The 25,324-nt window shown below is 75.5% G+C and carries 27 protein-coding genes and 2 pseudogenes; 5 read left to right on the forward strand and 24 right to left on the reverse strand.

Features of this window, described 5'->3' with window-relative positions:
• Positions 1–17: 17 nt before the first annotated feature.
• Together ACZ6RT_RS36465 and ACZ6RT_RS36470 are read right to left on the reverse strand one after the other, a co-directional pair.
• Positions 18–698: a response regulator gene (locus ACZ6RT_RS36465; RefSeq protein WP_399191903.1), complete on the reverse strand. Its 681-nt coding sequence runs from the start codon at positions 696–698 to the stop codon at positions 18–20.
• A complete protein-coding gene (locus tag ACZ6RT_RS36470; RefSeq protein WP_470158591.1) occupies positions 695–1,900 on the reverse strand; it encodes a sensor histidine kinase in 1,206 nt (401 codons plus the stop codon). The genes ACZ6RT_RS36465 and ACZ6RT_RS36470 overlap by 4 nt, the downstream gene beginning before the upstream one ends.
• Positions 1,901–2,057: 157 nt before the next feature.
• On the opposite strand from ACZ6RT_RS36470, the gene ACZ6RT_RS36475 reads away from it, so the two are divergent.
• Positions 2,058–2,963 carry a hypothetical protein gene (locus ACZ6RT_RS36475; RefSeq protein ID WP_470158593.1) on the forward strand — a complete coding sequence of 302 codons (906 nt, stop codon included), beginning with the start codon at positions 2,058–2,060 and terminating at the stop codon, positions 2,961–2,963.
• An 88-nt stretch (positions 2,964–3,051) separates the two neighbouring features.
• Here ACZ6RT_RS36475 and ACZ6RT_RS36480 read toward each other — a convergent pair.
• From ACZ6RT_RS36480 to ACZ6RT_RS36510, 7 genes and pseudogenes are all read right to left on the reverse strand, one after another.
• Positions 3,052–3,180: pseudogene (locus ACZ6RT_RS36480) on the reverse strand (helix-turn-helix transcriptional regulator); the annotation flags it as partial.
• 65 nt (positions 3,181–3,245) lie between these two features.
• Complete coding sequence (locus ACZ6RT_RS36485; protein ID WP_470158595.1) at positions 3,246–4,022, reverse strand: hypothetical protein; 777 nt, start codon at positions 4,020–4,022, stop codon at positions 3,246–3,248.
• Entirely contained in the window at positions 4,022–4,234 is a 213-nt protein-coding gene (locus ACZ6RT_RS36490) for a helix-turn-helix domain-containing protein (protein ID WP_399191895.1), read from the reverse strand. The genes ACZ6RT_RS36485 and ACZ6RT_RS36490 overlap by 1 nt, the downstream gene beginning before the upstream one ends.
• A 140-nt stretch (positions 4,235–4,374) precedes the next feature.
• Positions 4,375–4,647: a type II toxin-antitoxin system RelE/ParE family toxin gene (locus tag ACZ6RT_RS36495; protein WP_399191893.1), complete on the reverse strand. Its 273-nt coding sequence runs from the start codon at positions 4,645–4,647 to the stop codon at positions 4,375–4,377.
• Positions 4,648–4,745: 98 nt separating this feature from the next.
• A complete protein-coding gene (locus tag ACZ6RT_RS36500; RefSeq protein WP_470158597.1) occupies positions 4,746–5,396 on the reverse strand; it encodes a response regulator transcription factor in 651 nt (216 codons plus the stop codon).
• A 5-nt stretch (positions 5,397–5,401) separates the two neighbouring features.
• A complete protein-coding gene (locus tag ACZ6RT_RS36505) occupies positions 5,402–5,530 on the reverse strand; it encodes a hypothetical protein (RefSeq protein WP_470158599.1) in 129 nt (42 codons plus the stop codon).
• Positions 5,531–5,535: 5 nt separating this feature from the next.
• Positions 5,536–6,666, reverse strand: a complete 1,131-nt coding sequence (locus ACZ6RT_RS36510) for a sensor histidine kinase (RefSeq protein WP_470158601.1) — start codon at positions 6,664–6,666, stop codon at positions 5,536–5,538.
• A gap of 130 nt (positions 6,667–6,796) precedes the next feature.
• On the opposite strand from ACZ6RT_RS36510, the gene ACZ6RT_RS36515 reads away from it, so the two are divergent.
• Positions 6,797–7,921: a hypothetical protein gene (locus ACZ6RT_RS36515; RefSeq protein ID WP_470158602.1), complete on the forward strand. Its 1,125-nt coding sequence runs from the start codon at positions 6,797–6,799 to the stop codon at positions 7,919–7,921.
• A gap of 436 nt (positions 7,922–8,357) precedes the next feature.
• Here ACZ6RT_RS36515 and ACZ6RT_RS36520 read toward each other — a convergent pair.
• Positions 8,358–8,900: pseudogene (locus tag ACZ6RT_RS36520) on the reverse strand (LysR family transcriptional regulator); the annotation flags it as partial.
• Between the two features lie 109 nt (positions 8,901–9,009).
• On the opposite strand from ACZ6RT_RS36520, the gene ACZ6RT_RS36525 reads away from it, so the two are divergent.
• Positions 9,010–9,519: a nuclear transport factor 2 family protein gene (locus tag ACZ6RT_RS36525; protein ID WP_399191883.1), complete on the forward strand. Its 510-nt coding sequence runs from the start codon at positions 9,010–9,012 to the stop codon at positions 9,517–9,519.
• Between the two features lie 9 nt (positions 9,520–9,528).
• Here the strand turns inward: ACZ6RT_RS36525 and ACZ6RT_RS36530 are convergent, their stop codons facing one another.
• From ACZ6RT_RS36530 to ACZ6RT_RS36575, 10 genes are all read right to left on the reverse strand, one after another.
• Complete coding sequence (locus ACZ6RT_RS36530; RefSeq protein WP_470158604.1) at positions 9,529–10,419, reverse strand: glycosyltransferase family 2 protein; 891 nt, start codon at positions 10,417–10,419, stop codon at positions 9,529–9,531.
• 3 nt (positions 10,420–10,422) lie between these two features.
• Entirely contained in the window at positions 10,423–11,409 is a 987-nt protein-coding gene (locus ACZ6RT_RS36535; protein WP_399191879.1) for a UDP-glucuronic acid decarboxylase family protein, read from the reverse strand.
• Complete coding sequence (locus ACZ6RT_RS36540; RefSeq protein ID WP_470158606.1) at positions 11,406–12,398, reverse strand: glycosyltransferase family 9 protein; 993 nt, start codon at positions 12,396–12,398, stop codon at positions 11,406–11,408. The genes ACZ6RT_RS36535 and ACZ6RT_RS36540 overlap by 4 nt, the downstream gene beginning before the upstream one ends.
• Positions 12,389–13,069 (reverse strand): SDR family oxidoreductase, encoded by a 681-nt coding sequence (locus tag ACZ6RT_RS36545; protein ID WP_470158608.1) that lies wholly within the window; start codon positions 13,067–13,069, stop codon positions 12,389–12,391. The genes ACZ6RT_RS36540 and ACZ6RT_RS36545 overlap by 10 nt, the downstream gene beginning before the upstream one ends.
• Before the next feature lie 40 nt (positions 13,070–13,109).
• Positions 13,110–14,687, reverse strand: coding sequence for an adenylyltransferase/cytidyltransferase family protein (locus tag ACZ6RT_RS36550; RefSeq protein WP_470158610.1), 1,578 nt, complete (start codon positions 14,685–14,687; stop codon positions 13,110–13,112).
• The gene (locus ACZ6RT_RS36555) at positions 14,684–15,235 is read right to left on the reverse strand and encodes a D-sedoheptulose-7-phosphate isomerase (protein WP_344904015.1); all 552 of its coding nucleotides are present in this window, start codon (positions 15,233–15,235) and stop codon (positions 14,684–14,686) included. Before ACZ6RT_RS36555 ends, ACZ6RT_RS36550 begins: the two co-directional genes overlap by 4 nt.
• 2 nt (positions 15,236–15,237) lie before the next feature.
• The gene (locus tag ACZ6RT_RS36560) at positions 15,238–16,452 is read right to left on the reverse strand and encodes a glycosyltransferase (protein ID WP_470158611.1); all 1,215 of its coding nucleotides are present in this window, start codon (positions 16,450–16,452) and stop codon (positions 15,238–15,240) included.
• Complete coding sequence (locus ACZ6RT_RS36565; protein WP_399191869.1) at positions 16,449–17,450, reverse strand: glycosyltransferase family 9 protein; 1,002 nt, start codon at positions 17,448–17,450, stop codon at positions 16,449–16,451. The genes ACZ6RT_RS36560 and ACZ6RT_RS36565 overlap by 4 nt, the downstream gene beginning before the upstream one ends.
• 146 nt (positions 17,451–17,596) lie before the next feature.
• The gene (locus ACZ6RT_RS36570) at positions 17,597–18,640 is read right to left on the reverse strand and encodes a glycosyltransferase family 2 protein (protein WP_470158613.1); all 1,044 of its coding nucleotides are present in this window, start codon (positions 18,638–18,640) and stop codon (positions 17,597–17,599) included.
• Positions 18,637–20,277, reverse strand: a complete 1,641-nt coding sequence (locus ACZ6RT_RS36575) for a carbamoyltransferase family protein (protein WP_470158615.1) — start codon at positions 20,275–20,277, stop codon at positions 18,637–18,639. The genes ACZ6RT_RS36570 and ACZ6RT_RS36575 overlap by 4 nt, the downstream gene beginning before the upstream one ends.
• 111 nt (positions 20,278–20,388) lie before the next feature.
• Between ACZ6RT_RS36575 and ACZ6RT_RS36580 the strand changes: the two genes are divergently transcribed.
• Both ACZ6RT_RS36580 and ACZ6RT_RS36585 read left to right on the forward strand, forming a co-directional pair.
• Positions 20,389–20,928: a D-glycero-alpha-D-manno-heptose-1,7-bisphosphate 7-phosphatase gene (locus ACZ6RT_RS36580; protein WP_399191863.1), complete on the forward strand. Its 540-nt coding sequence runs from the start codon at positions 20,389–20,391 to the stop codon at positions 20,926–20,928.
• Complete coding sequence (locus ACZ6RT_RS36585) at positions 20,925–21,842, forward strand: glycosyltransferase (protein ID WP_470158616.1); 918 nt, start codon at positions 20,925–20,927, stop codon at positions 21,840–21,842. The genes ACZ6RT_RS36580 and ACZ6RT_RS36585 overlap by 4 nt, the downstream gene beginning before the upstream one ends.
• A gap of 218 nt (positions 21,843–22,060) precedes the next feature.
• On the opposite strand, the gene ACZ6RT_RS36590 is transcribed toward ACZ6RT_RS36585, so the two are convergent.
• The 4 genes from ACZ6RT_RS36590 to ACZ6RT_RS36605 form a co-directional block, all read right to left on the reverse strand.
• Entirely contained in the window at positions 22,061–22,897 is an 837-nt protein-coding gene (locus tag ACZ6RT_RS36590) for a carbohydrate ABC transporter permease (protein WP_470158618.1), read from the reverse strand.
• Positions 22,894–23,799 (reverse strand): carbohydrate ABC transporter permease, encoded by a 906-nt coding sequence (locus ACZ6RT_RS36595; RefSeq protein WP_470158619.1) that lies wholly within the window; start codon positions 23,797–23,799, stop codon positions 22,894–22,896. The genes ACZ6RT_RS36590 and ACZ6RT_RS36595 overlap by 4 nt, the downstream gene beginning before the upstream one ends.
• A complete protein-coding gene (locus ACZ6RT_RS36600) occupies positions 23,796–25,121 on the reverse strand; it encodes an extracellular solute-binding protein (RefSeq protein WP_470158621.1) in 1,326 nt (441 codons plus the stop codon). Before ACZ6RT_RS36600 ends, ACZ6RT_RS36595 begins: the two co-directional genes overlap by 4 nt.
• A 20-nt stretch (positions 25,122–25,141) precedes the next feature.
• Positions 25,142–25,324, reverse strand: a 183-nt coding sequence (locus tag ACZ6RT_RS36605; RefSeq protein ID WP_470158623.1) for an alpha-L-arabinofuranosidase C-terminal domain-containing protein, incomplete at its 5' end; no start/stop codon positions are given.

Consider the following 25,324-nt stretch of genomic DNA (forward strand, 5'->3'; position numbering starts at 1 on the left):
GTCGCCGGTCCCGCGGATCACCGGTGACCGGCGACGACGAGGCCCGTCTCGTAGGCAACGACCACCAGCTGGGCCCGGTCGCGCGCCCGGAGCTTGTCCAGCAGACGTCCCACGTGCGTCTTCACCGTGCCGACGCTGAGGTGCAGGGACCCGGCGATCTCGGAGTTGGACAGCCCCCGGGCGATCAGCGTGAGCACCTCGCGCTCGCGCGCGGTGACCTCGTCCAGCTCACGTCCGAGCGGCCTGCCGGGTGCCGCCCGCCGGGTGAACTCGGAGATGAGCCGCCGCGTCACCCCGGGGGCCAGCAGCGCGTCCCCGGCGACGATCACGCGGATCGCCTCCAGCAGGTGCGCCGCGGTGGTGTCCTTGACCAGGAAACCGCTCGCCCCGGCGCGCAGGGCCGCGTAGACGTACTCGTCCAGGTCGAACGTGGTCAGGATCAGCACCCGCACCCCGGCCGTCAGGGGTGAGCCGCAGATCAGCCGGGTGGCCTCGATACCGTCCATCTCGGGCATCCGCACGTCCATCAGCACGACGTCCGGGCGTTCCCGCTCGGCCAGGCGCACCGCCTCGGTGCCGGTGGCGGCCTCACCGGCGGTCGTCATCCCGGGGGTGGCGTCGACCAGGGCGCGGAAACTGTCGCGCAGCAGTACGTGATCGTCGGCGAGCAGCACCCGGATCGGCGCGACCCCGCTCACGGGAGCCGCTCCCGCGGCTCGTACGGCAGGGTGGCCGAGACCCGGAAGCCGCCCTCCGGGACCGGGCCCGCGCTCAGCGTGCCACCGTACAGCGTCACCCGCTCCCGCATGCCGATCAGCCCGTGCCCCCCGTGCCCCCCGTGCCCCCCGCCGCCCCGGGGTTCGGCGCCGCCTCGTCCCCGGCCGTCGTCGACCACCTCGACCAGCACGGTCCGCCCGTCGGCCTCGACGCGGACCCGGCACCGGGCCGGGGCGGCGTGCCTGACCACGTTGGTCAGCGCCTCCTGCGCGATCCGGTACACCGACAGGCCCACCGCCTCGGGCAGCTCGTCGGCACCGCGCACCTCCAGCTCGACGGGGACGCCCGCCGCGCGGGTGCGCTCGGCCAGCTCGGGCAGCCGGTCCGGCCCCGGAGCCGGCTCCAGGTCGGCGGGGGAGGCGGTGTCGTCGCGGAGCACCCCCAGCAGGCGGCGGATGTCGGTGAGCGCGGCCCTGCTGGTGTGCTCGATGACGGCCAGCGCGGGCAGCACCTGCCGCGGGTCGGTCTCGGCGATGTGACCGGCGACCGTGGCCTTGACCGCGATCAGGCTCATGCTGTGGCCGACGATGTCGTGCAGCTCGCGGGCGAGGCGCAGCCGCTCGTCGGCCACGGCCTGCCGGGAGAGCCGCTCCGCGGCGGCCCGCCGCCGCCGGACCAGCGCCCCGGCCGCCCAGGACGCACCGGTCACCACCCAGATCGCGCCGGCCTCCACCGGCCAGGCGAGCGCCGGCTCGCCGGGCGCGGACCCGGAACGGACCTCGATCCCGAGCGTCGCGTACAGGCGGGCGACCGCGGCCGCCGAGGTGAGCAGGCCGATCCCCAGGGCGGCCAGGGACCGCCTGCGTGGCTCGGTGACCGCGACACGGTGAAGGATCAGCGCCACCGGGACGTACGCCACCCAGATCGCCCCGGCGCCGACCACGCCGAGCAGCGTCGCGGCCGTCGCGCCCGCCCCCGACAGGCCCAGCGCGGTCCAGGGCCACCGCCGCCGTGCCGTCACCGGCAGCGCGATGAGCGCCGCCGTCGCCCACGCCGCCCAGGCCGGACCGGTGAACACCCGCAGGGGAGGTTCGAAGATCGCGTACGCGGCGAGCGGCAGCAGGATCATCGCCGCCACGACGTCGAGGGGGGCGGGGGAGACGATCTCCCGGGAGCTGGGCACACCGCGACGCTACCGTCCCGGTACGGACCGGGACATCCGACCACGGTCGGACGACCGGAGGCATAGGAGACGGGCCGGGAGCAGGTCCCCGGGCACGGCGGCGATGTCCGACCGCGGCCCGATGCGCGGGCACCCCGCAGTCCGCGACCGTCGGGGCATGACCGACGACCTTCCCTCCCCTGCCGCCGCTCCCGTCACCGGGCGGGCCGCCGAACGCGCCTCCGGGCGGGCCACCGGGCGCACCGGCGAACCCGCCTCCGACCCGACCGGCCACCCGACCGGCCACCCGACCGGCCACCCGGTCTGTCACCCGGCCGCCGGAGCGGCCGCCGACCCCGTCGCCGGGCGGGCGCGCCGGACCGAGCCGTTCTGGTTCCCCGGACCCTGGGTGGGCGGGATCGCGATGATCCTGGGCCCCCTGCTGATGTCCGCCGGGGTGCTCCTCCGCGTCAGGTACCACCACTTCTTCCCGCAGCAGCTGGCGGCCTACGACGCGGAACCGCGGCTGATGGTTGCCGCCTACTCCCTCTTCGTCGCGGGCAACGTGCTCATGTGGCCCGCCGTGATGACGCTCGCCCGGCTGATCGGCGCCACCAGGCCCGGCTGGGCGGTCTGGGGCGGCACCCTGGTGATGTTCGGGCTGTTCACCCGGACCTTCCACGGGGGCATCGACCACCTGGCCTTCCAGCTCGTCGACCTGTACGGCCTGGAGCCGGCCACCCGGACGGTCGCCGGCTCCTACGCGGCCTGGCACGTGTTCCGCTTCCCCGCCGTCACCATCGTCACCGGCTGGGTGGTGCTCGCGGTCGGCGCCTACCGGTCCGGGGTGCTGGGACCGGTCCGCTCCGTCGCGCTGGGCGCGATGTGGGTCCTCGCCCTGGGCACGCTCAAGGGCACCGAGCCGCAGTCGCTGGTCGCCCTGGCCTGCCTGTGCGTGGCGTTCCTGCCGCTGGGCGTACGGGTGCTGCGCGAGGGCCCCGGGCCCACCGGCCGGATCCTGGCGTGGACCGCCCTGGCCGTGGCGCTGACCCTGGTGCTGGTGCTCTTCGGCCCGGAAGGGTGACGGCCCTGCCCTGGAGGGCGACGACCCGGGCCGGGAGTACGGCCCGTCGTGTCGCCGCCGGGGTCACTCCCCGGCCCGCACCCGCTCCCGCCGCCGGTAGGCGGCCGACCAGGGCCGTGAACCGCCGGGCGAAGGCCGCGCGGGACAGACCCGCGTGCCTGCCCAGCTCCTCGACGCTTCATCGCCGTCCCGGCTCGCCGTGGATGGCCCGCAGCGCGAGCGCGCCCGTCACCACGGCCGGCGCGGGGACCGGGTACGACAGCACCTGATGCCCGAGGACGGTCAGCCGTCGATGAGCGAGGCGAGGGCGGGGCCCGCGACCACGGCGCGTCCCGTCGTGTGCCGGTAGCGCCGCGCGATGTCGCGGAGGCGGACCCCCCGGCCGAGCCGCCGCTCGACGCGCAGCGGGAGGGCGCGCCGCGGTGGCGGGAACGCGGCGGCCAGCGCGTCCAGGAGCGCCCGCGCGTCGGTGCCGGTGGTGGCGAGGACCAGGGCCGCGCCGGGGTCGAGTGCGACGAGCGCCAGCGCCAGGTGCTCGGGCCGGTGCTCGCGTTCCCGGCGGGCGAGCGCCAGCCGCAGTGACGCCTCGTAGGCCGCCTGGGCGTCGAGGCCGAGCGGCGGGCGCGTCCGGGAGCATCGGCGCCGCGCCCTGGCCGCCCCCAGCGGGAACAGCGGTTCGCGTACGGGCGGGCGGTCCAGCGTCCCGGTCCCGGAGGGGCCGAGCAGCCGGTCGAGGTCGATGCCGAGCACGGCCAGCGTGTCCCGGTCGGCGGCGGCTCCGGCCCCGGCGGGCGCCACCTCGCGGACGGCCTCCCGGACGGCCTCCGGCGTCACGCCGTACCCGGCCAGGACGGCGGCGACGCGCCCCCGGTCCCCGTCGACACCGTCGTCGATGCCGGTGACGACGTCGATGCCGCCTTCGACGCCGCTCTCGTCGACGTCCTCGGTGAGGGCGAGCAGCAGGTGCTCGCTGCCCGTGCGGGGATGCCCGAGGTCACGTGCCAGCCGCAGGGCCAGGCCCAGCGTCCGGCGCAGTTCGGGGTGGTCGCCTCGGAACATCAGTCCTCCTGGGCACGGTGGTGTTTGCGGTGGACGGTCTGCTTGGTGACGCCGAGCCGGGCGGCGATGTCCTGCCAGGACCACCCCGCCCGCCGCGCCGCCGCCACGTGCTCGGCCTCCAGCTGCTCCACCAGCCGTCGCAGGCGGGCCACGGCGCGCAGCGCCGCGTCCGGGTCGGAGCCGTGCACGGCCTGTTCGAGATCGGCGCTCATGGACACATCGTCAGCATATGCTGACGATCGCCAGACCGTCAACATATGCTGACGAAGGTCGGTCCGGTGCTCTCCGGCGCGTGTCCGTCCGCACGGTGAGAGGCGGTGCGCACGTACGACCTGTGCGGCCTGGCCGCCCGTCAGGGGCGGTAGGCGTCTCGGCGGTGTTCGATCGTCTGGATCGTCACGGTGCGCTTGTCCTCGTCGATGCGGTAGATCACGCGATACGTTCCGCGCCGGGCGACGTGCAGCTCCTCGTAAGGTTCCAGGAGCGGCTTGCCGACACGCCAGGGCTCGCGTGCGATGGCGCCGGTGATCAACTCCCAGGCGGCGGCCGCCACGGTCTCGGGCAGACCCGAGGCGAGGGCGCGCCGGGCAGGCGGATCCAGCAGGACGGTGTACCGGTCGCTCACGCGGTCGCCTTACCGAGGCGGGCCGCCATGACGGCGGCCATCTCCTCCTCGGTGGTCGTGTCGCCGCTCGTCTCGGCGGCGGCGGCCTCGACGAGTGCTCAGGCGGGGTCGGGCCCCGGACGGAGCCTGCCCGTGCTCCAGGCCCAGGAGGCGATGCCGACGCGGTTGCGCACGTCCAGCTTGCGCTGGATGACGGCGATGTGGTTCTTGACCGTCCCGGGGGAGAGGAAGAGCTCGGTGGCGATCTCTGCGTTGGTCCTGCCCCGGGCGACCAGCAGGGCGACCTCGGTCTCGCGCTCGGTCAGCCCCGCGTCCGGCGGGGCCTCCTCGGACGACAGGCCGGCCCGGTCCAGCAGCCGCGGGGTGAGCTGCGGGCTGATGAGCACGTCACCGTTCACGGCCGCCCGTACCGCCTCGACCAGCAGGGTGGGGCCCGAGCGCTTCAGGACGAACCCGGCGGCGCCGTGGCCGAGCGCGGCGTGCACGTACTCGTCCAGCCCGAACGTCGTGACGACGACCACGCGCACGCCGGTGCCGGCCAGGGCGCGGGTGACCTCGATGCCGTCGGCGCGGGGCATCCGGATGTCGGCGAGCACCACGTCGGGACGCAGGCGGCGGGCCGACTCGATGGCGGTGACGCCGTCGGCGGCCTCGGCGACGACGGTCATGTCCGGCTGGGCGTCGAGGATGAGGCGGAAGGCGGTACGGATGCCCTCCTGGTCGTCGGCGACGAGGATGCGGATCGACATGTCGCTCATGGTGCCAGGGGGATACGGGTCGACGTGTCATCCACGGCGACGAGGGTGCGGATCGACGTGTCATCCACGGCGACGAGGGTGCGGATCGACGTGTCATCCATGGTGCCGAGGGTGCGGATCGACATGTCGTTCACGGTGCCAGGGGGATGCGGGCCGTCAGCGACCACCCGCCGGGTACGGGACCGGCGCGCAGGAGACCGCCCAGCGACCGGAGGTGGTCGGCCAGGACCGGCAGGCCGAACCCGCCACGCCCGCTCCCGTCCGGCCCGGTGACCCCGTCGTTGTTCACCGTGACCACGAGCGCGGCGGGCTCCACCGCGACGGTGACGTCCACCAGGGTGGCGTCCGGGGCGTGGCGGCGCACGTTGGTCAGGGACTCGGACACGATCCGGAACGCGGTGGCGGCCGTCTCGCGCGGCACCGTCTCCTCCAGGTCCGGGTCCACGTTCACCCGGACGCGTGCCCGCCCGGCCGCGGCGAACCGTTCGGCCAGCCCGGACAGCTCGGCCAGGCCCGGCAGCGGCGAGGTGGTCGCGAGCTCGTCCCCGTGCAGCATGAGCACGGTCCGGTCCAGCGCCGACATGGCCCGCTGCCCGGCCCTCTCGATGCGCTCCAGGGCCGCCAGCGCCTGCCCGGGATCACCCGGCCCGACCGTCCGGCCGGCCTGCGCGTGCGCCACCATCTCGCTGATGTCGTGGGCCACGAAGTCGTGCAGGTCCCCCGCGAGCTGCAGGCGCAGGGCGGCGCGGCCGTCGGCCACCGCGCGGGCCCGCCGGACGTCCAGGGAACGCAGGTACGCCCCCGTGCCCGCCGCGATCAGCGTGCCGACCGACCAGAACGCGCAGGCCCCCACCGCTTCGAGCAGGGACGAGGGCGCGATGAACCGCAGCAGCCAGCCGGCGGACGCCAGGCCCGCGAACGCGCCGGTGACCACCGCCTGCCGTACCGGGGACCACCGGACGGTCAGGCCGGCCAGCACCATGAGCGTCACGCTCTCGGTCAGCCCGAACATGCCCGCCTCGTGCGACAGGGGAAGTCCTGCCAGGGTGGCCACGGTGACCGTCAGGGACACGGCCGCGGCCACGCGGGTCACGGCGGCCAGGCGGGCCCGTGCCCACCGGCCCGCGACCACCCAGACCAGGGCGGCCACCGCCGTCGTGACCGACGCCATGGGCACCGCCCCGAACACCGGCGCACCGCCGATCCCGGCCAGGACCACCGCGACGACCGCGGCCACCCGGATGTTCTCACGAACGCTCACCGGGCCGACGATACGCAGGCGGGACCCCGTGACGCACCTGCCGTACGGCACGGGTGCGGGGCGCCGGGGCCGCGAAGACCTGCCGAACGGCACATGGTCGCTCACCGGTCCGCGGCAGGACGCTGGTCGCATGACAACGATCACCGCGCCGGCCCGGCGCGTTCACCGACCCCCCTGGCAGGGGTACGCGGCGGCCCTTTGGTCGCTCGGCTACGGAGCCCTCGGCGTGTCGTGGGCGCTCGGCGCTCCCGGCTTCCCCTGGGGGGCGTCCGATCCCGACCTCGACCGCGAGCTGTCCGTCCTCGCCGGTGCGAGCCCGGTCCCCGGCGGCTGGTGGATCGCCGCCTTCTGCGCGCTGGGCGTGGTCGTCTCGCTGGCCCTGACCCTGACGGGCGGGCGCGGTGCGGCCGGCCGCGTGCCCCTGTTCCCGGCCTGGCCCATGGTCGTGCTGCTGGTCCTGGTGATCCCCGACTCCAGGCTGATGATGGGCGTGGCCTACACCCCGCTGCTGCTGGTGGCGCCCCTGTTCGACCTGAGCCTGGGCGGTACCACCCTGGCCGACGCCTGGCCGTGGCCGGTGCTCAACCAGCTGCTCTGTGTCGCCGGCGGGCTGCTGCTGGCCGCCGCCGCGCTGAACTTCCGGCGCCGCCGCCTCGGGGCCTGCGCCGACTGCGGGCGCACCGGTCACGACGGGTGGACCTCCCCGGCCGCGGCGGCCCGCTGGGGCCGTACGGCCGTCGCCGTCGCCGTCGCCGTGCCGCTGGTGTACTGCGCGACCCGGTGGAGCTGGGCCCTCGGCATCCCGCTGGGGGTGAGGCGGGAGTTCCTGGAGGAGGGATCGAGAGAGACCCCGGGCATCTGGCTGGCCGGCGCGTACCTGGCGACGTTCGGCGCACTGGGCGGCGTGCTCACGCTGGGGCTGGTCCAGCGCTGGGGTGAGGTCTTCCCCCGCTGGATCCCGGGCCTGCGCGGCAGGCGCGTGCCCGTTCTCCTCGCCGTCGTCCCGGCCGGCTTCGTCTCGATCATCGTCACGGTCGCGGGGCTGACCTACATCCGCTGGACCGTCGCGGGCCGGTTCGACCTGGCCGAATGGGGGGCCTGGCTCCCGGAGACCTTCTGGCCCGTCTGGGGGGCGGCCCTGGCCGCCGCCGCCCTGGCCTACCACCTGCGCAGGCGCCCCGGGTGCTCCCGCTGCGGGCACGGCCCGGCCGCGACCGGGACCCCGTCCGCCACCGGGGTCCTGCCCGTCGGCTAAGCCCTGCCCGCCGGCGAGAGCAGGTCGCGGGCGGCCTCGGCGAAGGCGAGGACACGGCGGTGGCGCCGTCGGTACGCCACAGCAGACCCCAGCGGACCGGCGGGGCGTCGTCGAAGGGGACGTAGGTCACGTCGGGGCGGGGGTGGTAGCGCCTGGTGTGCGCGCCGACGGGCAGCACGCCCCGGCCCTCGCCGACCAGGGTGAGCACCTCGTCGAGGGTGGAGGCCGGGGGACCCGCCTCGACCGGCCACCCGGCGGGCGACGCCCGGCCCTCTCCCGAGGAACGGGACGACGTCCGGTCCTCTGCCGAGAGACCGGGCGGTGTCCGGTCGCCTTCCGAGGAAACGGCCGGCGTCGGGTCCTCCCCCGGAAGGCCGGGGAGCCGGAGCACCCTCACCCGGGCCAGGTCCTGCAGGCGTACCGACTTCCCGCGGGCGAAGGGGTGCCGGGACGAGACCGCGAGCATGCGCGCCTCGGACACCAGGGACGGCCCGCTGGCGATTCCGGGTTCGCGGACGGGGAGGGGCCCCAGGGCGACGTTGACCTCGCCGTCGCGCAGCCAGGGGACCAGGTCGGCCGGCCTGACCTCGACGAGCCGGACGTCGCAGCCGGGCAGGCGTTCCCGGAACAGCCCGGCGACCCCCGACAGCAGCTGCCCGCCCGCCGGGCCGAGGAAGGCGCACCGCAGGACGCCGGTGAGGCCGCGACCGGTGGCCACCGCCTCCTCGAACGCCGTGGCGATCCGGTCCCAGGCGGGACGGACCTCCTCGTACAGCCGTCGTCCCACCGGGGTCAGCTCCACCCGGCGGCTGGTGCGGTCGAACAGCGGCACACCGGCCCGCCGCTCCAGCCTGGCGATGGTCTGGCTGATCCGCGAGGTGGACACGCGCAGGCGTTCGGCGGTACGGCCGAAGTGAAGCTCCTCGGCCAGCGTGAGGAACGCCTCCAGCTCGTACCGCTCCAGCATGACGCCCCTCATCGTTGAACCAGGCTTCACGATCCTTGCACAGGGCCGTATTGATCGGCCCCGTCGGCCGGTCGAGAGTGGGAAACGCCCGAACACCCTCCGACCAGCACGGGAGCACACGATGTTCGTCACCGACGGGCGCGCCCTGTCCGCCCCGGCCACCGGGACCGAGGCGGTCGTCCGGGAGCTGCGGGACCGCGCCGAGATCCTGGACGCGCTCCACCGGTTCGCCCTGGGACAGGACCTGAAGGACCGGGAACTGTTCGCCTCGGCCTTCGCGGCCGACGCCGAGCTGGACTTCCGCCCCGCCGCGTCCCGGTGGGGCGGCGAGCCGCCCCCGATGTCGGGGCGGGACACGATCGTCACCACCATCCTGGACGCGTTCACCGGCCGGGTGGACACCACCCACCAGGTCACCAACCCCCGCGTCGCCGTGGACGGCGACACCGCGCGCCTCACCGCCCTGGTGGAGGCGCAGCACCTGCTCACCGGCGACCACGCCACCTTCGCGCTGCTGAAGAACCCCTACGACGTCGACCTGGTACGCGACGGCGAGCGCTGGGTCATCCAGCGCCTGCGCATCGAGAACACCTGGTACACCGGCGACCCCGTCGCGATCTTCGGTGGCTGAGGGGCACCGTCACGGCCGGGCCGCGTCGAGGGCCCGCCGTGCCGTCTCGACCGGCGGAGGCAGCCTGCGCCGGCCCGCCAGCGCCGCGGGCGACCGCAGGGCGGCGTCCCACAGACCCCGCCGTCCCTCGGGACCGCCGCACGCGGCGGCGAGCACGCTGCGCGCGACCACCGGCCACGGCCGCCGCAGCAGCGCGGTGAGCACCGCGTTGCGGGCGGCGAGGGCCCGCCTGCCCCGCGGGTCGCGCGAGGGGGAGGGATGGTGGTGGGCGACGACGTCCGGGACGTAGGCCAGTCCCCAGCCGGCCGCGGCCAGGTCCAGGGCCAGGCGCTCCTCCTCGCCGAAGAAGAAGACGACGTCGTCGAACCCGCCCGCGGCGAGGTAGGCGTCCCGCCGCACCACCGCGCCGCAGGCCAGGAACCCCAGGACGCTCGGCCCGGGAAGGTCCGGTTCGGTGCCCAGCGGAGAGGCGGCCATGGCCGCGCAGATCGGGTCGGGACGCTCCTTCGGGCCCACCAGCACGCGTCCCGCCAGCACCGCCAGGCGGGGGTGGGCGTCGAGCACGCCGGCGGCGCGGGCCAGCGCGCCCCGCGCCCACCAGGAGTCGTCGTCGGCGAAGGCCACGTAGGGCGTCGCGGCCAGCCGTACCCCGATGTTGCGGGCCGGGGCGCCCAGGTTGCGGCCCAGTTCGACGACCTCGACGTGCGGGAAGCGCCGCCGTACGGCGGGCGCGGTGCCGTCGGCCGAGCCGTTGTCGAGCAGGATCACGGCCCCCTCGTGACGGGGCAGGGAGTGTTCCAGCTCCCGGCGCCGGTCGCGGCTGGCCACCACCACCGTCACCCGCGCGCGCGGGTCCGCCCGCCCGCCGACCCAGGTCTCCGCGGACGGCCGGTCGCGCACCCCTCAGCCTCTCGTCAGCGGCGGCGTGGCCGGGCGGGCCGAGGCGTCGACGCCGTCGCGTTCCAGCTCGGCGCGGAACCAGCCGATCGTGCGGCGCAGCCCCTCGGCGGCGTCGATCCCGGCGTGCCAGCCGAGACAGCGGGCGGCCAGCGTGGTGTCGGGCCTGCGCACCCGGGGGTCGTCGGCGGGACGCGCGACGTACTCGATCGGCGAGGACGAACCGGCCAGGTCGCGGATCGTCTCGGCCAGTGCGGTCATCGTCAGCTCACCGGGGTTGCCGATGTTGACCGGCCCGGCGACGTCGCGGCTCGCCAGGGCGAGGATGCCCTCGACCGTGTCGTCGACGTAGCAGATGGAACGCGTCTGCCGCCCGTCCCCGGTGACCGTCATCGGCTCACCGCGCAGGGCCTGCCTGACGAACGTCGGGATCGCCCTGCCGTCGAAGGGCCGCATCCGGGGGCCGTAGGTGTTGAAGATGCGCGCGATGCCGGTGTCGACGCCGTGGGTCTGGCGGTAGGCCACCGTCAGTGACTCGGCGAACCGCTTGGCCTCGTCGTAGACGCTGCGCGGGCCGACCGGATTGACGTTGCCCCAGTAGGTCTCCCGCTGGGGATGCTCCAGCGGATCGCCGTACACCTCGCTGGTCGAGGCCAGCACGAACCTGGCGCCCTTCTCCTTGGCCAGGCCGAGCAGGTGCAGCGTGCCCAGGCTGCCCACCTTCAACGTCTCGATCGGGTAGGCCAGGTAGTCGGCCGGGGAGGCGGCCGAGGCGAGGTGCAGGATCAGGTCCACCTCGCCCGGCACGTGCACGAAGCCCGTCACGTCGCACTCGACGAGCCGGAAGCCCGGCCGTCCCAGCAGGTGGGAGACGTTGTCCGGCGAGCCGGTGAGGAAACTGTCCATGCAGACCACCTCGGTGCCGTCGGCCAGCAGCCTCTCGCACAGATGGGAACCCAGGAATCCGGCACCGCCGGCCACCACCGCTCTCATGACGCCCTCACCTCCAGCAGCCCCAGGGCCGCGTCGACAACCTCGGATGTCTCGATCTCCAGCAGGCCGGGATCCGGCGACGCGGCGTGCGGGTCGCCGGTGCGGCCGGTCCACAGGGCCACGTGCGGGCCGCCCGGTGGCGGTCCCCACAGCGCGGGGGAGGTGGGGCCGAACAGCACCACCGAGGGCGTCCGGTACGCGGTGGCCAGGTGGGCCACCCCGGTGTCGCCGCAGACCAGCAGCCTGGCGCCGCCGATCAGGCCGGCCAGCTCGGCGGGCCCGGTCCGCCCGGCCAGCACGCTCCCGGCCGGCAGGCCCGCCCTTCCGGCCACCTCGCGGGCCAGCGCGACCTCCGCCGGGCCGCCGGTCACCACGACCTCGGCGCCACCGCGGCGCAGCGCGGCCGCGACGAGCGCGAACCGCCCGGGCGGCCACCTGCGCGCGGGCGAGGCCGCCCCCGGATGGACGACGACGGGCCCGCGCAGGTCCGAGGTCCCGAGGGACAGGTCGGCGGGGTCGGCGGGGATGCCGTACCACCCCAGCAGGTCGCACCAGCGGCGCGTCTCGTGGACGTCCGCACGCCACGGCGGGCCGCCCTCCACCTCGTGGCTCAGCAGCCTGCCCGGACCGGTGCGGCGCAGCGCCTCGACGCTCTGCGGACCCCTGCCGTGCAGGTTGACCGCGACGTCGGGTCCCCCGTACGGGGCGGGGCCCGGCCCTTTCGGAGCGGCGACGGACCTCTCGCGCGGGGCCGGGCACGGTCGCCCGCGAGCGGTGACGGCCCTCGCGTACGGCACCGGGCCCGGACCCGAGACGTCGACCAGGTCGTCCACCGCCCCGGTGCGGGCCGCCAGCCCGCGGTAGACGGCCGGCGCGGCCAGCGTGATCCGGCCGTCCGGGAAGGCGCGCCGCAGCGCCCGCAGCGCGGGCACCGCGGTGAGCAGGTCGCCGAGCCCGAGCCCGCGCAGCACCAGCACCTCTAGGGCCACGAGGGCTCCGTCGAGGGGCAGACGACCAGTTCCCGTACCTCGCAGCCGGGAGGCTGTCCCAGCGCGAAGACCACGGTGTCGGCGACGTCCTCGGGCCGGTTGAGCAGGGCGTCGGCACCGGGCCGGTACTGCTCGGTCCTGTCGTCGAAGAAGGCGGTCCGCATCCCCCCGGGCACCAGCAGCGTCACCCCGACGATGCCCGCCAGCTCGGTGGCGAGCGCCCTGGTGAAGCCGACCACGCCGAACTTGCTGGCGCAGTAGGCGGTGGCGTCGCCCACCGCGCGCAGCCCCAGGGTGGAGGCCACGGTCACCACCCGGCCGCGCGACTCCATCAGGTACGGCAGCGCCGCCCGCACGACCGTCGCCGTGCCCAGCAGGTTGACCCTGATCACCCGCTCCCAGTCGGTGGCGGGCACCTCGGCCAGCGGCCCGCAGGCGTCGACGCCCGCGGCGGTCACCACCCCGTCCAGCCCTCCGGCCAGCGCGGCGAGCTCCCGTACGGCCCCCGCGGCCCGCTCGGCGTCGGCCAGGTCGGCCGTGACGTGGTCGAAGCCGTCGCCGGGGGCCCGCAGGTCGACGACGAGCGGCCGCCCGCCCGCCTTGGCGACGGCCCTGGCGGTCGCCTGCCCCAGCCCGGACGCTCCTCCGGTGATCAGTATGTTTCCCAGCATCGGTGTTCCCCTTCTCGGCGTGCCGCCCGTACGGCGACGGTCAGGAGGCCGCCTGCGCGGCCGCGATCAGTCCGGTCGTGGAGCGGCCGGGGACGTGGCTCAGTACGACGCTCTCGGCGCCCAGCCGGTCGAGCACCGCCGTCTCCGGCAGTACCCGGCCGTCGTAGTCGCCGCCCTTCACCCATACTTCGGGCCGGAGCAGCTCTATGGCCGCACACGGGGTGTCCTCGTCGAACACCAGCACGGCGTCCACGCACCCCAGGGCGCGCAGCACCTCGACGCGGTCGTGCTGCCCGACGACCGGCCTGCCGGGGCCCTTGAGCCTGCGCACCGAGGCGTCGGAGTTGACGCAGACGACCAGCGCGTCGCCCAGGGCCCTGGCCCTGCGCAGCAGGCTGACGTGCCCGGCGTGCAGCAGGTCGAAGCAGCCGCCCGTGGCGATCAGGCGCCCGCCGCCCGCCCTGACCGCCTCGGCGGCTCGCAGCGCGTCGCGCGGCCCGTCGCCCGCTGCCGGGGCGGCCGGCCGGAGCGACGCCGTTGCGGATCCGTCCCCGTTCAGGGAGCGGATCCGGGAGGCCCCGCGGTCGTCCCCGTCCGGGACGGCCTCCCCGCGGGACGGGACCGGCCGGACCGACGCGGCCCCGCCCTCGTTCACGAACCGCGCGGCCTCCCGCACCCCGGCCGCGACCGCGTCCCGCACCGGCGCGCCGTCGCGCAGCGCCAGCGCCGCGGCACCGGCCAGCCGGTCGCCCGCGCCGCACGTGTCACGGCCCCCGAAAGGCGCGGACGGCGCGGACGGCAGAGACACCGCGGACAGCGGAGACGCCGCGGACGCCGCGAAGGGCGGGGACGGTGCGGACGGCGGCGGGACGGGCAGGTGCGAGCGGTGACCGTCCTCGCAGGCCAGTACCGCCCCGCGGGCGCCGAGCGTGACCGCCACGGCCCCGGCGCGGAGCGCCGCCACCAGGTGAAGGGCGGCCCGCCCGGGATCGGCGGGCGCCCGCCCGTACGACGCGCCGGCCGTCCGGGCACCGCCGGGCGTCCGCCCGCACAGCACGGCCGCCTCGGCCTCGCTCGGTGTCACCAGCGCGCACCCCGGCGGCGGCGGCGACCCCCGGGGGTGCGGGTCCCACACGACCGGCACGCCGAGGCCGCCGAGCAGGTCCCGCACCGCGTCCGCGGCGCCCCTGCCGTAGTCGGAGACCAGCACCGCCCCGGCCCCGCGCAGGGCACGGGCCGCGGCCTCCCCGCCGCCCGCGGGGGTCACGCCGTCACCGGTGTCGAGCCGCAGCAGCGTCCGGCCGCGCACCCTGATCCTGCTCTTGCGGACCGTCGTGCCGCGCGACGGCAGCCGCACCACGCTCAGGTACGGGGTCAGCAGCCCGGCCAGCACCCGGCCGGAGGGGTCGTCGGCCAGCGCGGTGACCAGGACGACCTCGGCGCCGGAACGGGCGGCCAGCAGGGCGGCCAAGCCCGCGCCGCCCGGTCGCGGGTGCTCGGCGCCGACGTCGACGACCGGCGCGGGCGCGTCCGGGCAGAGGCGCTCGCTCTCGCCTTCGACGTCCACGTCGAGCACGGTGTCGCCGACGACGACCAGCGGTCCGGTGGCACCCCTCATGTCAGGGCCTCCTCGGTCGCGGAACAGAGCATGTGGATCAGCACCAGGTGGACCTCCTGGACGATCGAGGTGTCGGGCGAGGGCACGGCCACGACCTCGTCGCTCAGCTCGGCCAGCGCGTTGGGGGCCGGTCCGGTCAGCGCCCACACGAGCAGGCCGGTCTGCTGCGCGGCCCTGGCCGCCGCCAGCACGTTCGGGCTGGTGCCGCTGCACGACAGGGTGATCAGCACGTCCCCGGTCCGGCCGTGGGCGCGCACCTGGCGGGCGTAGACCTCCTCGATCCCGAAGTCGTTGGCGATGGCGGTCACCGACGAGCCGTCGGCGTGCAGCGGTATCGCCGCGAAAGGGCGGCGGTCCTTCTTGAACCTGCCGACCAGCTCGGCCGTCAGATGCTGGGCCTCGGCCGCGGATCCGCCGTTCCCGCAGGCCAGGAGCCTGCCGCCGCTCTCGAGGACGGTGGCCAGCTTCATGCCCCAGGCCTGGACCAGGGCGCATTTCCCGTCCATCCTCGCCAGGGTCCCGGTGAGGTCGGCCAGATGTGCGTTCATGATCAGCCTCCCGATACCGCGAGCCGGTCCTGGCGTGCCGCGACGACACTCCGGTAGACCGCCTCGGTCTGCCCGGCCACGTATGGCCAGCTGTACCTCTCCGTGGTCCTGCGGACGCCCGCCTCGCCCATGGCCCGCCTTCGCCCCGGGGAGGCGAGCAGGCCGCGCAGCGCCTCCGCCAGGGCCGCCGGGTCGCGCGGAGGCACCAGCAGCCCGCAGCCGACGACCGTGTCGAGGTGCCCGCCGACGGCCGAGGCGACCACCGGGACGCCGCAGGCCATCGCCTCCAGCGGCACCATGCCGAACGGCTCGTACCAGGGCACGCTCACCACCACGTCGGCCGAGCGCATCAGGCCCGGCACCTCCTCGCGGCCGACGCTGCCGAGCAGGTGGACCCGGCCGGACAGGCCCCGGGACTCGGCCAGGGCGCGCAACCGCCGCGACTCCTCGTCGTCCGGGTGGCCGCCGGCGATCACCAGCTCGACCCCGGGCAGCTCCTCCAGGGCCCTGATCACGGTGTCGACCCCCTTGCGCGGCACCAGGCGGCCGATGCTGAGGACGCGGTGCGCGCCGGTGCGCCCGGCCGCGGGCCCCTCGGGCCGGAACCGGCCGAGGTCCACCCCGCACGGCACGACCCGCACCCGTTCGTGGGGCACGCCCATCGCGCGCAGCTCCGTCACCTCGTCGTCGCAGGTGGCGATCACCGCGTCCACGCGGTGGCCGATCTCGCGTTCGATCGCGATGCGCTCCGGGGGGCTGGTGTCGGCCGCCCCCTGCCAGCGCCGCTTGACGACGCCGAGCGCGTGGAAGGTCTGCGTGACCGGCACGCCGTACGCGGCCCCGAGCGTGGCCACGCCCCGCGTCGCCCCGAGCGCCGCCACGCCGCTCATCCAGAAGTGCGCGTGCGCCACGTCCGGCCGCTGCGCGGCCCAGCGCCTGGCCAGGTGCGCGGCGAACGTGGGCATGTGCCCGAACAGCTCGTCCTTGGGCAGCGGGAGGGCGGGTCCCGCGGGCACGTACTCCACGGTCGCCCCCGGTGCCAGGGACACCGTCAGCGGCAGGGCCGCGTCGTGGCGCCGGGTGTGCACGACGACGTCGTGTCCCCGCCGGGCCAGCTCGACGGCCAGGGCGGCGACGTGCACGTTCTGGCCGCCCGCGTCGGCCCCGCCCACGGCCGCCATCGGATCGGCGTGCTCGGAGATCATTTCGATTCTCATGCGATCAGCTCCCTCACGGCCTTGACGACCTCCTCCGGGCCGACGGAGGCCAGGCACGGATGGCCGGGTACGGGGCAGACGCGCGCCCGGGTGGCGCGGCAGGGCGCGTGCTGGTCGCCCAGCAGAACGCACGGCACGCGGTAGGGCGCCCAGCGCCCGGCGGGCACGACCGGGGAGAACAGGCTGACCACGGGCGTGCCGACCGCCGCCGCGAGATGGGCGGGCCCGGTGTTGCCCGACACGAGCGCCGCCGCGCCGTCCAGCACCGCCGCGAGCCCGGCGAACGTGCTGCGCCCCCCGAGGTCGAGACCGTCGCGGCCGGCCACGTACGCGGTGAGGTCCCGCTCGGCCGCGGTGCCGGTGACGACGACCCGGTGGCCGTCGCCCGCCAGCTCCGCGACCGCGTCCCTGTGCCGTTCGGCCGGCCAGGTCCTGGCGGGCACCGACGCCCCCGGGTGGACGACGACGTAGCCGGGCGGCCCGGTCAGGTGCGCGGCGGCGGGCAGCGGGCGCCGGACGGCGAGCGCCCCGTCGTCGCCGGGCGGCAGCGCGAAGCCCGCGGCCTCGGCGACGGCGAGCATCCGCTCGGCCTCGGGGACGTCGCGCTCCTCGTCCACCCGTACCCGCACGTCGAGCAGCGCGCCGGGGAAGTCCTGGCTGATCGCGGCGATCCGCGCGACCCCCGCCAGGCGCAGCAGCAGCGCCAGCGGCAGCGCGCTCTGGTGGAAGGAGGTCAGGATCAGCGCCTCGTCGGGGCGGGCGGCGGCGACCAGGTCCAGCAGCGCCCGGGCGTGCCCGGGCGTCACGGCCGGGGCGGCGGGATCGATCCAGGGGGTACGCCACTCGGCGACCTCGTCCACGCCGGGCAGCAGCCCGGCGGCGGCCCGGCCGTGCGGGCCGGCCAGGAAGGTGACGTGCGCGGCGGACGCGGCCACCGCCCTGACGGCGGGACCGGCCAGCAGGACGTCACCGGCGTTGTCGGTCCGGGCGACGAGCACGCGTCCTTTCGGCGCGGCCCGTCCCCTCGGCCCGGTCTGCTCCGCCGGTCCGGCCTGTTCCCCCGGCGCGGCCCGTCCCCCCGGCGCGGCCCGAGCTCTCCGCCCGGCCCGTGCGCCGGGCCCGGCCCGACCGGCGGTGGCGGCGCTCACCGGCGCGCCCTCAGCTCACCGCGTACGCGGTGCAGGCAGGCGGCGGGCGGGATCGCCGCGCTGGTCACGAGCATGCGCGCGACCTCCCCGGCGGAGCGGGGGCCGGGGGCGATGCGCGCCCAGGCGAACTCCGCGGTGAGCGCGGCCCACCCGAGCCCGGCCACGGCCGCCGCCCACCCGGCCGCGGTCCACCTGGGCGCGGTCCACCTGGGCGCGGTCCACCTGGACGCCGCCAGCCCGGCCGCCGCCACCCCCAGCGCGCTGGTCAGCGCGTGGCGGCGCAGGCGTCCGGGGGCGCCACCGAGCCGCTCGCGCCACCCGGGCCCGTGGAGGCGCCGCATCAGGGCGTCGTCGGCGTTGCCGCGCTGGCGGCGCAGGCTGGTCAGGAAACCGTCGTCGCGCACCGGGTGCAGGCTGACCCGCCTTCCCCGCACCAGGCGCAGACCGGCCCCGGACACGCGCAGGGCCAGGTCCGCGTCCTCGCGGTAGGCGCGCGGGAAACGCTCGTCGAACCCGCCGGTGCGCTCCAGCGCCGAGCGGCGGTAGGCGATGTCGGCGGTGATCCACTCGGCCTCGGCCAGCCCGGCGGTGTCGCGCTCGGCGTCGGTGGGCCGCCGGTCCGCCGGGAGCGGCACCTCGATGCGACCCTGACAGGCGGCCACGTCGGCGGGCAGGCCCGCGAGGTCGGCGAGCAGCGCGCGCGCCCAGCCCGGCCCGGGGACCACGTCGTCGTCGAGGAAGGCGACCCATTCCCCCTCCGAGGCCCGCCAGCCCGCGTTCCTGGCCGCGGCGGGCCCGCGCCCGCCGGAGCGCACGACGCGCGCGTGCCGGGGAAGCCCGCCCAGCTCGCCCCGGCCCGGTCCCGGCGGCCGGTCGTCGACGACGACGACCTCCAGCTCCGGCGGGAGGGCGGCCAGCGTGGCGGCCAGGCTCGGCCGACCGACGGTGGGCACCACGACGGAGATCACGAGGCCGGTCACCGGGCCGGTCACGGGGCCGGTCACGGGGCCGGTCACGGGGCCGGTCACGGGGCGGGTCACGAGGCGAACACCTCCCCGCGCCGTACCAGGAACGGGCCGAGCGCCAGCACGTCCACCGGTGAGGAACCGAAGCACTCCAGCGCGTCGCGCGGGTCGTCGACCATGGGCCGCCCTGCGGTGTTGAGGCTGGTGTTGACCACCACGGGAAGGCCGGTGCGCGCCTCGAACTCGCCCAGCATCCGGGCCAGCAGCGGCTCCTGCCGCTCCGAGACCGTCTGCACCCGCGCGGTCCCGTCCACGTGCACCACCGCGGGGATCCGCTCCCGCCACGACGGCTCCACGTCGTGCACGAACAGCATGTACGGCGAGCACGCCGGCCCCCGCGAGAAGATCTCCCCGGCGCGCGAGGCCAGCACCATCGGCGCGATGGGCCGGAACTGCTCGCGGCCCTTGACGTCGTTCAGCCGCTCGGTGTTGCGCGCGTACCCCGGATGGGCCAGCAGCGAGCGCCTCCCCAGGGCCCGGGGCCCGTACTCGGCGCGACCCTGGAACCAGGCCACGATCCGGTCGGCGGCCAGCTCGGCCGCGACCGCGGCGGCCAGGTCGCGCGGCCGGGTGTGCGGCACGCGCGCCACGTCCAGCCACGCGGCCAGCTCCTGTTCGCTCCAGCCCCGCCCCAGGTCGGCGCCTGGCATCGGCACCGTGACCTCGCCGTGGGCCCTGGCCAGGTGCAGCGCCCCGCCGAGCGCGGTGCCCGAGTCGCCCGCCGCGGGCTGCACCCACACCTCCTCGAACGGGCCCTGTGCCAGCAGCCGGGTGTTGGCGACGCAGTTGAGCGCGACGCCCCCGGCGAGCGTCAGGTACCGGTCACCGGTACGGCCGTGCAGCCACGTCGCCAGCTCCAGCAGCACCTCCTCCAGCCTGGCCTGCACGCTGGCGGCCAGGTCGGCGTGGTCGGCGGACCAGGGCTCCCCGGCCGCCAGGGCCTTGGCGTAGCCGCCCCAGTCGATCGGCTCCACCCTGAACCCGCCGTCGCCGGTCGTGACGATCAGCTCGCGCAGCGCGGCCAGGTGGCGGGGCGTGCCGTAGGAGGCCAGCGCCATCACCTTGTACTCGTCGCAGGAGCGCAGGAACCCCAGGTGCTCGGTGACCTCCTCGTACATCAGCCCGAGCGAGTGCGGCAGTGCCTGGGCGGCCAGCACGGTCAGCTCGCCGTCGCGGTAGTGCCCCGCCAGGTGCGACACGGCCTCGCCCCGGCCGTCGCACACCAGCACCGCGCAGTCGCGGTACGGCGAGGCCAGCCCGGCCGACGCGGCGTGCGCCACGTGGTGGGGGACGTAGGAGACCTGCGCCGGGTCGAGGCCGGGCAGCGCGGTGGCCAGGAAGGCCGGGGCCCGCCGGGCGTAGGTCGTGCGCAGCTCCTCCCACCCGCCGTCGAGCCCCTCCTGGCCCGGCCGTACCAGGTCGGGGTCGTAGGAGTAGGCGACGGCGTCCAAATCCTCCGGCCTCAGGCCCGCCTGGCGGAGGCACCAGCCGGCCGCCTGCTCGGGAAGCTCCCACGCCGAGAACGGCACCGGCCGCTTGCCGTGCTTGCGGCGGCTGAAGCGTTCCTCCTCGGCGGCGGCCACGACCTCCCCGTCGACCACGAGGGCCGCGGCGGGATCGTGGAAGATCGCGTTGATGCCCAGGAACCTCATCGAGCTCCCCTTCCGAAAGGTGTCTCACGTATCGGCTGTGATGGCGAAAGGGGAGGTCAGGGCCTCGCCGGTCGCCGTTTGGGCTGATCGGAGACCGGGTAGCCGCAGCTCATGCACCGTATCCGGCCACCGGCCGCCGTCCTGTTCGACAGGGACGGGACACTGATCAGGAACGTGCCCTACAACGCCGACCCCGCCCTGGTCGAGCCGGTGCCGGGCGCCCGGGAGGCGCTCGACCGGCTGCGCCGCGCGATGGTGCCCACCGGAGTGATCACCAACCAGTCGGGCGTCGCCAGGGGTCTGATCACCCGCGAGCAGCTCGACCTGGTCAACGCGGAGGTCGAGCGGCTGCTGGGGACGTTCGACACCTGGGCGGTCTGCACGCATGGCGAGGACGACCGCTGCGCGTGCCGCAAGCCCGCCCCCGGGCTGGTGCTGCGGGCCGCCGCGGCGCTCGGCGTCGATCCGCGCGACTGCGTCGTGATCGGCGACATCGGCGGCGACATGGAGGCCGCCGCGGCCGCGGGCGCGCGCGGCATCCTGGTGCCGACCGCGGAGACCCTGGCCGGAGAGGTGGCCGCCGCGCCGGAGGTGGCCGCCGACCTCACCGAGGCCGTCACCAGGGCGCTGGGCGTGCGGGTACGGCGATGAGGATCATGCTGTGGCACGTGCACGGCTCGTGGACCACGGCGTTCGTCCAGGGCCGCCACGACTACGTGGTGCCGCTCGTCCCCGGCCGGGGCCCGGACGGGCGCGGCAGGGCGCGGACGTTCGCCTGGCCCGAGGGGGTGCGCGAGGTCCCCTGGGACGCGCTGCGCCACGAGCCCCTGGACGCGGTGGTCTACCAGCGCCCGCACGAGATGGAGCTGGCCCGAGAGTGGCTGGGCCGCGACCTGCCCGGCGTGTACGTCGAGCACAACACCCCGGCCGGGGACGTGCCGCACACCCGCCACCCGCTGGCCGGGCGGGGCGACGTCCCGATCGTGCACGTCACCCACTTCAACGAGCTGTTCTGGGACAACGGCCGGGCGCCCACGCGCGTCATCGAGCACGGCGTCGTCGACCCGGGCCCCCTCTACACCGGGGAGCTGCCCCGGGCCGGGGTGGTCGTCAACGAGCCGGTGCGCCGCACCCGGGTCGCGGGCACCGACCTGCTGCCCCGGCTCGCCGGGGCCGCGCCGCTGGACGTGTTCGGGATGAAGGCCGACGGGCTCGCCTACCCCGCCTACGACCTGCCGCAGGCCGCGATGCACGCCGAGCTGGCCAGGCGCCGCGTCTACCTGCACCCCTACCGCTGGACGTCGCTGGGCCTGGCGCTGGTCGAGGCCATGCACCTGGGCATGCCGGTCGTCGCGCTCGCCACGACCGAGGCCGTCGAGGCCGTGCCCGCGGCGGCGGGAGTGATCTCCACCAGGGTCGAGACCCTGGCCGCCGCGCTGCGGGAGTTCGTCGCCGATCCCGGCCGCGCCAGACGGGCGGGCGAGGCCGGGCGCGAGGCCGCGCTCGGCAGGTACGGGCTCGGCCGCTTCCTGTCCGACTGGGATCGCCTGCTGGTCACGATGTGACATATGAGCTCTGTCCCTTTCACCCCAAATAGTCACTCATAGGGTGACATGGCGTAAGGCGACAGAACGGATACTCTGTGTAATGAAGTAGGCAGCGAAGCCTAACCGTATTCCATGTGATCTTCATCCCGGTCGTGCGCCACCGTTCCGCGGCCGGGACGGGTGCGAGGCCGGTCCGGGTGAACGGCCCCGCCGGACGGCCGCGCGTCGCGCCCCCCTCATCCCTTGAGCCCGGACCGGGAGACCCCCTGGATCACCCAGCGCTGGGCGACGAGGTAGAGCACGATCACCGGGATGCTCGCGATCACCGCCCCGGCCATCAGCAGGTCGTAGCGGATGCTGTTGGCGCCCTGGAGGTTGCCCAGGCCCGCGGGCAGGGTCAGCGACTCGGGACTGAACAGGACGTAGAGCGGCCACAGGAAGTCGTTCCAGTTGGTCAGGAACGACAGCAGGAACAGCGTCACCAGGGCGGGGCGGGCCAGCGGGAGCGCGATGGTGGTGAAGATCTGCCACCGGTTGCAGCCGTCCAGCTCGGCGGCCTCCTCCAGCTCCCGCGGCAGCGTGACGAAGAACTGCCGCAGGAAGAACACGCCGAACGCCCCCGCCGCCGCCGGGACGATCACCGCGGGCAGGTCGTCCACCCAGGAGAGCTCGTTGACGATCAGGAAGGTGGGGACCAGCAGCACCACCGGCGGCACGAACAGGGTCGCCACGACCGTCGCGAAGATGGTGTTCCGGCCGCGGAAGCGGAGCCGGGCCAGTGCGTACGCGGCCGGTGCGGCGGTCACCAGGACCAGGGCCGCGTGGCCGGTGGCGGCGGCGAGGCTGTTGACGAACCACCTGGCGATCGGGCTGTCCGTACCGGTGAGGATCTCCCGGTAGGCGTCCAGGGTCGCCGGGGCGGGGATCCACCGCGGCTCGGCCACCCCGGCCTCCCGGCGGGTCTTGAACGAGGTGGACAACATGTAGGCCAGCGGGCTCAGGTACAGCGCCGCGATCGTGACGAGGGTCAGATGGAGCAGGGCCCGCCGCAGGCCGCGGACGTCCCGGGTCACGATCCGCCCCTGTTCCCGAGGGCGCCGAACACCAGCGCGCTGGTCGCCATCAGGAAGGCGGCCAGGATGAAGCTCATGGCCGAGGCGGTGCCCAGGTCGAACTGGCGCAGGCCGGTCTCGGCGATGAGGTGGATCGCGGTCTTGGTCTGGTCGGCGGGAGCGCCGCCCGTGATCAGGTACGACTGGCCGAACATGTTGGCCGAGGCCAGGATCGTGGTGTTCAGGACGAAGATCGTCACCGGCCGCAGGCCGGGCAGGGTCACCGAGCGGAACCGCTGCCAGGCGGAGGCGCCGTCGACCATCGCGGCCTCGTGCAGCTCGCGCGGGATGTCCTGGAGCCCGGCCAGGAAGATGACGGCGTTCAGGCCGAGCGTCCACCAGACCGTCACCCCGACGAGGGCGACCCAGGCGGCCGGCACGTCGGTGGTCCACTGCACGTCCAGGCCCAGGTAGTGGTTGACCAGGCCGATGTTGCCGTCCAGCAGGAACCGCCAGACGAACCCGACGACCGCCACGCCCAGCACGTACGGCGCGAAGTAGACGGCCCGGTAGACGTCGCGCCCGGCGAAGCGCCCGTTCATCAGCAGCGCGGTGAGCAGCGGCAGCACGATGAGCGGCGGCACCGACGCGACCGTGAAGATGCCGGTGGCCCGCATCGCCGTCCAGAAGCGCGCCCCCTCCACGCCGGCGGGGTCGAACAGCTCGGCGTAGTTCTCCAGCCCGACGAACGGCCTGTCCGGGAGGCCGATGTCCCATCTGTGCAGGCCGGTCCAGAACCCGAAGCCGATGGGCAGCAGCACGAAGACGGCGAACAGGGCGAGGTAGGGGGCGGCGAACAGGTACGGCGTCCAGGGGCGCATCCTGCGGACGACACCGGGGGACCCGGCGGTCCGCGTGCTCATCGCCCGTACTTCCGCGTGTTCTCGGCCAGCAGCCTGTCGGCCAGCGCCACGCCCGCCTTCAACGCCTCCGCCGGGGACGCCTCCTTCAGCACGGCCCTGGCCACCGCCGGCTCCAGCGCCTTGGTCTGCACGTCCCCGACCCCGGGGAGCGAGGGCAGGAAACGCAGGACGCCCGGGTCGGCGGCCAGCCTGATCTGGGGCAGACCGGCGAGCGAGGGATCCAGGCGGACGGAGGTGCGGGCCGGGATCATCCCGGCCCCGGCCCACCGGGCGGACAGCCGGCTCATGTGGTCGATGAGGAGACCGGCCGCCCGGACCTTGTCCGGGTCCCCGCCCGCGCGGGAGGTCATCACGAAGTTGTGGGAGGAACTCCACACCGCGGCCGTGCCGCCGACGACGGGGAGCGGGGACAGACCCCACCGCAGCGATCCGGTGTTGGACGTCAGATCGTTGATCTGCCAGATCCCGTCCCAGGTGAAGCTGCTCGCGCCGTTCTTGAAGGCGGCGTACTGGCCGTCCTGGGAGACCTTGGCCGGGCTGAGGCCCTTGTCGATCTGCTCGACCATCCAGCCCAGGGCCTTGGCCCCCGCGTCGGAGCCCCACAGCGCCTTCGAGCCGTCCTCGCTGTAGAGCTCGCCGCCGAACTGCCACAGCAGGCTCATGAACATCAGATGCCCGGGCCACCTGTTCGGCACCCAGAAGGGGGCGGCGATCCCGGCCTGCCGGAGCCGTCCGAGCGCCTCCTCGTAGGAGACCCCGTCCGCCGGGGCGCCGGTCAGGCCGATCCTCTCCAGGTGGGCCCGGTTCCAGTAGCCGCCCAGGCAGTGCACGTCGAACGGCACGCTGTAGCGCCTGCCCCGGTAGATCCCGGCGTTCCACACCGCGGGGACGAAGTCCGACCCGGTCAGCCCGAGCGCGCCTGCCAGGTCGTCCAGCGGGACCAGCGTCCGCCGCGCGGCGAGGGTGGCGATCCAGTCGTTGTGGACGATCGCGACGTCCGGCCCCCTGCCCGCGGCGATGGCCATCGGTATCGCGGGGTAGAGGTCCTCCCAGCGGCGGGTGACGTTGCGGACCGCGATCCGGCCCGAGAACCTCCGGTTGAACGCCTCCAGCATGGCGCGCAGGTACGGGCCGTCACCGCCGGTGAAGCCGTTCCAGCAGTCCAGCGTCACCCTGGGCCCGGGGTACTCCCCGGCCGGGAGCGCGGGCGAGGCCGGGGCGAAGCCGGTCCCGGCGTCCCTTCCGCAGGAGGGCAGCGCCGCGGCGAGGCCCGCGGCGCCGCAGAGGCCGAGGGCCGAACGGCGCGAAAGGGTACCGGTCATTTCTTGCTCCCGGGAAAAGCTTACTCCCGGTCAGGAACGCCGGTGAAGCGGACGACGCTCCAGGAGGCCGGCGTCAGGGTCACCGATGCGTGGTGGCCCTCCATGCGGGCGCCCGCGCCGGGCCGGGGCACGACGCGGTCGGGCGCCTCGGCGGTGTTGACGGCCGAGGGGTCGTCGTCGGCGAGTTCGATGTGCTCCACCGG

The organism is Streptosporangium sp. NPDC050148 (genome assembly GCF_055586505.1).

What these genes read in the sequence shown, in the direction of transcription:
- ACZ6RT_RS36580 (WP_399191863.1), top strand. Translation starts at nt 20,389, where the DNA reads ATGCACCGTATCCGGCCACCGGCCGCCGTCCTGTTCGACAGGGACGGG.
- ACZ6RT_RS36505 (WP_470158599.1), bottom strand. Translation starts at nt 5,530, where the DNA reads ATGTCGATCCGCACCCTCGGCACCATGGATGACACGTCGATCCGCACC.
- ACZ6RT_RS36560 (WP_470158611.1), bottom strand. Translation starts at nt 16,452, where the DNA reads ATGAGAATCGAAATGATCTCCGAGCACGCCGATCCGATGGCGGCCGTG.
- ACZ6RT_RS36500 (WP_470158597.1), bottom strand. Translation starts at nt 5,396, where the DNA reads ATGTCGATCCGCATCCTCGTCGCCGACGACCAGGAGGGCATCCGTACC.
- ACZ6RT_RS36545 (WP_470158608.1), bottom strand. Translation starts at nt 13,069, where the DNA reads ATGCTGGGAAACATACTGATCACCGGAGGAGCGTCCGGGCTGGGGCAG.
- ACZ6RT_RS36600 (WP_470158621.1), bottom strand. Translation starts at nt 25,121, where the DNA reads ATGACCGGTACCCTTTCGCGCCGTTCGGCCCTCGGCCTCTGCGGCGCC.
- ACZ6RT_RS36490 (WP_399191895.1), bottom strand. Translation starts at nt 4,234, where the DNA reads ATGAGCGCCGATCTCGAACAGGCCGTGCACGGCTCCGACCCGGACGCG.
- ACZ6RT_RS36535 (WP_399191879.1), bottom strand. Translation starts at nt 11,409, where the DNA reads ATGAGAGCGGTGGTGGCCGGCGGTGCCGGATTCCTGGGTTCCCATCTG.
- ACZ6RT_RS36575 (WP_470158615.1), bottom strand. Translation starts at nt 20,277, where the DNA reads ATGAGGTTCCTGGGCATCAACGCGATCTTCCACGATCCCGCCGCGGCC.
- ACZ6RT_RS36515 (WP_470158602.1), top strand. Translation starts at nt 6,797, where the DNA reads ATGACAACGATCACCGCGCCGGCCCGGCGCGTTCACCGACCCCCCTGG.
- ACZ6RT_RS36485 (WP_470158595.1), bottom strand. Translation starts at nt 4,022, where the DNA reads ATGTTCCGAGGCGACCACCCCGAACTGCGCCGGACGCTGGGCCTGGCC.
- ACZ6RT_RS36585 (WP_470158616.1), top strand. Translation starts at nt 20,925, where the DNA reads ATGAGGATCATGCTGTGGCACGTGCACGGCTCGTGGACCACGGCGTTC.
- ACZ6RT_RS36595 (WP_470158619.1), bottom strand. Translation starts at nt 23,799, where the DNA reads ATGAGCACGCGGACCGCCGGGTCCCCCGGTGTCGTCCGCAGGATGCGC.
- ACZ6RT_RS36525 (WP_399191883.1), top strand. Translation starts at nt 9,010, where the DNA reads ATGTTCGTCACCGACGGGCGCGCCCTGTCCGCCCCGGCCACCGGGACC.
- ACZ6RT_RS36555 (WP_344904015.1), bottom strand. Translation starts at nt 15,235, where the DNA reads ATGAACGCACATCTGGCCGACCTCACCGGGACCCTGGCGAGGATGGAC.
- ACZ6RT_RS36550 (WP_470158610.1), bottom strand. Translation starts at nt 14,687, where the DNA reads ATGAGGGGTGCCACCGGACCGCTGGTCGTCGTCGGCGACACCGTGCTC.
- ACZ6RT_RS36475 (WP_470158593.1), top strand. Translation starts at nt 2,058, where the DNA reads ATGACCGACGACCTTCCCTCCCCTGCCGCCGCTCCCGTCACCGGGCGG.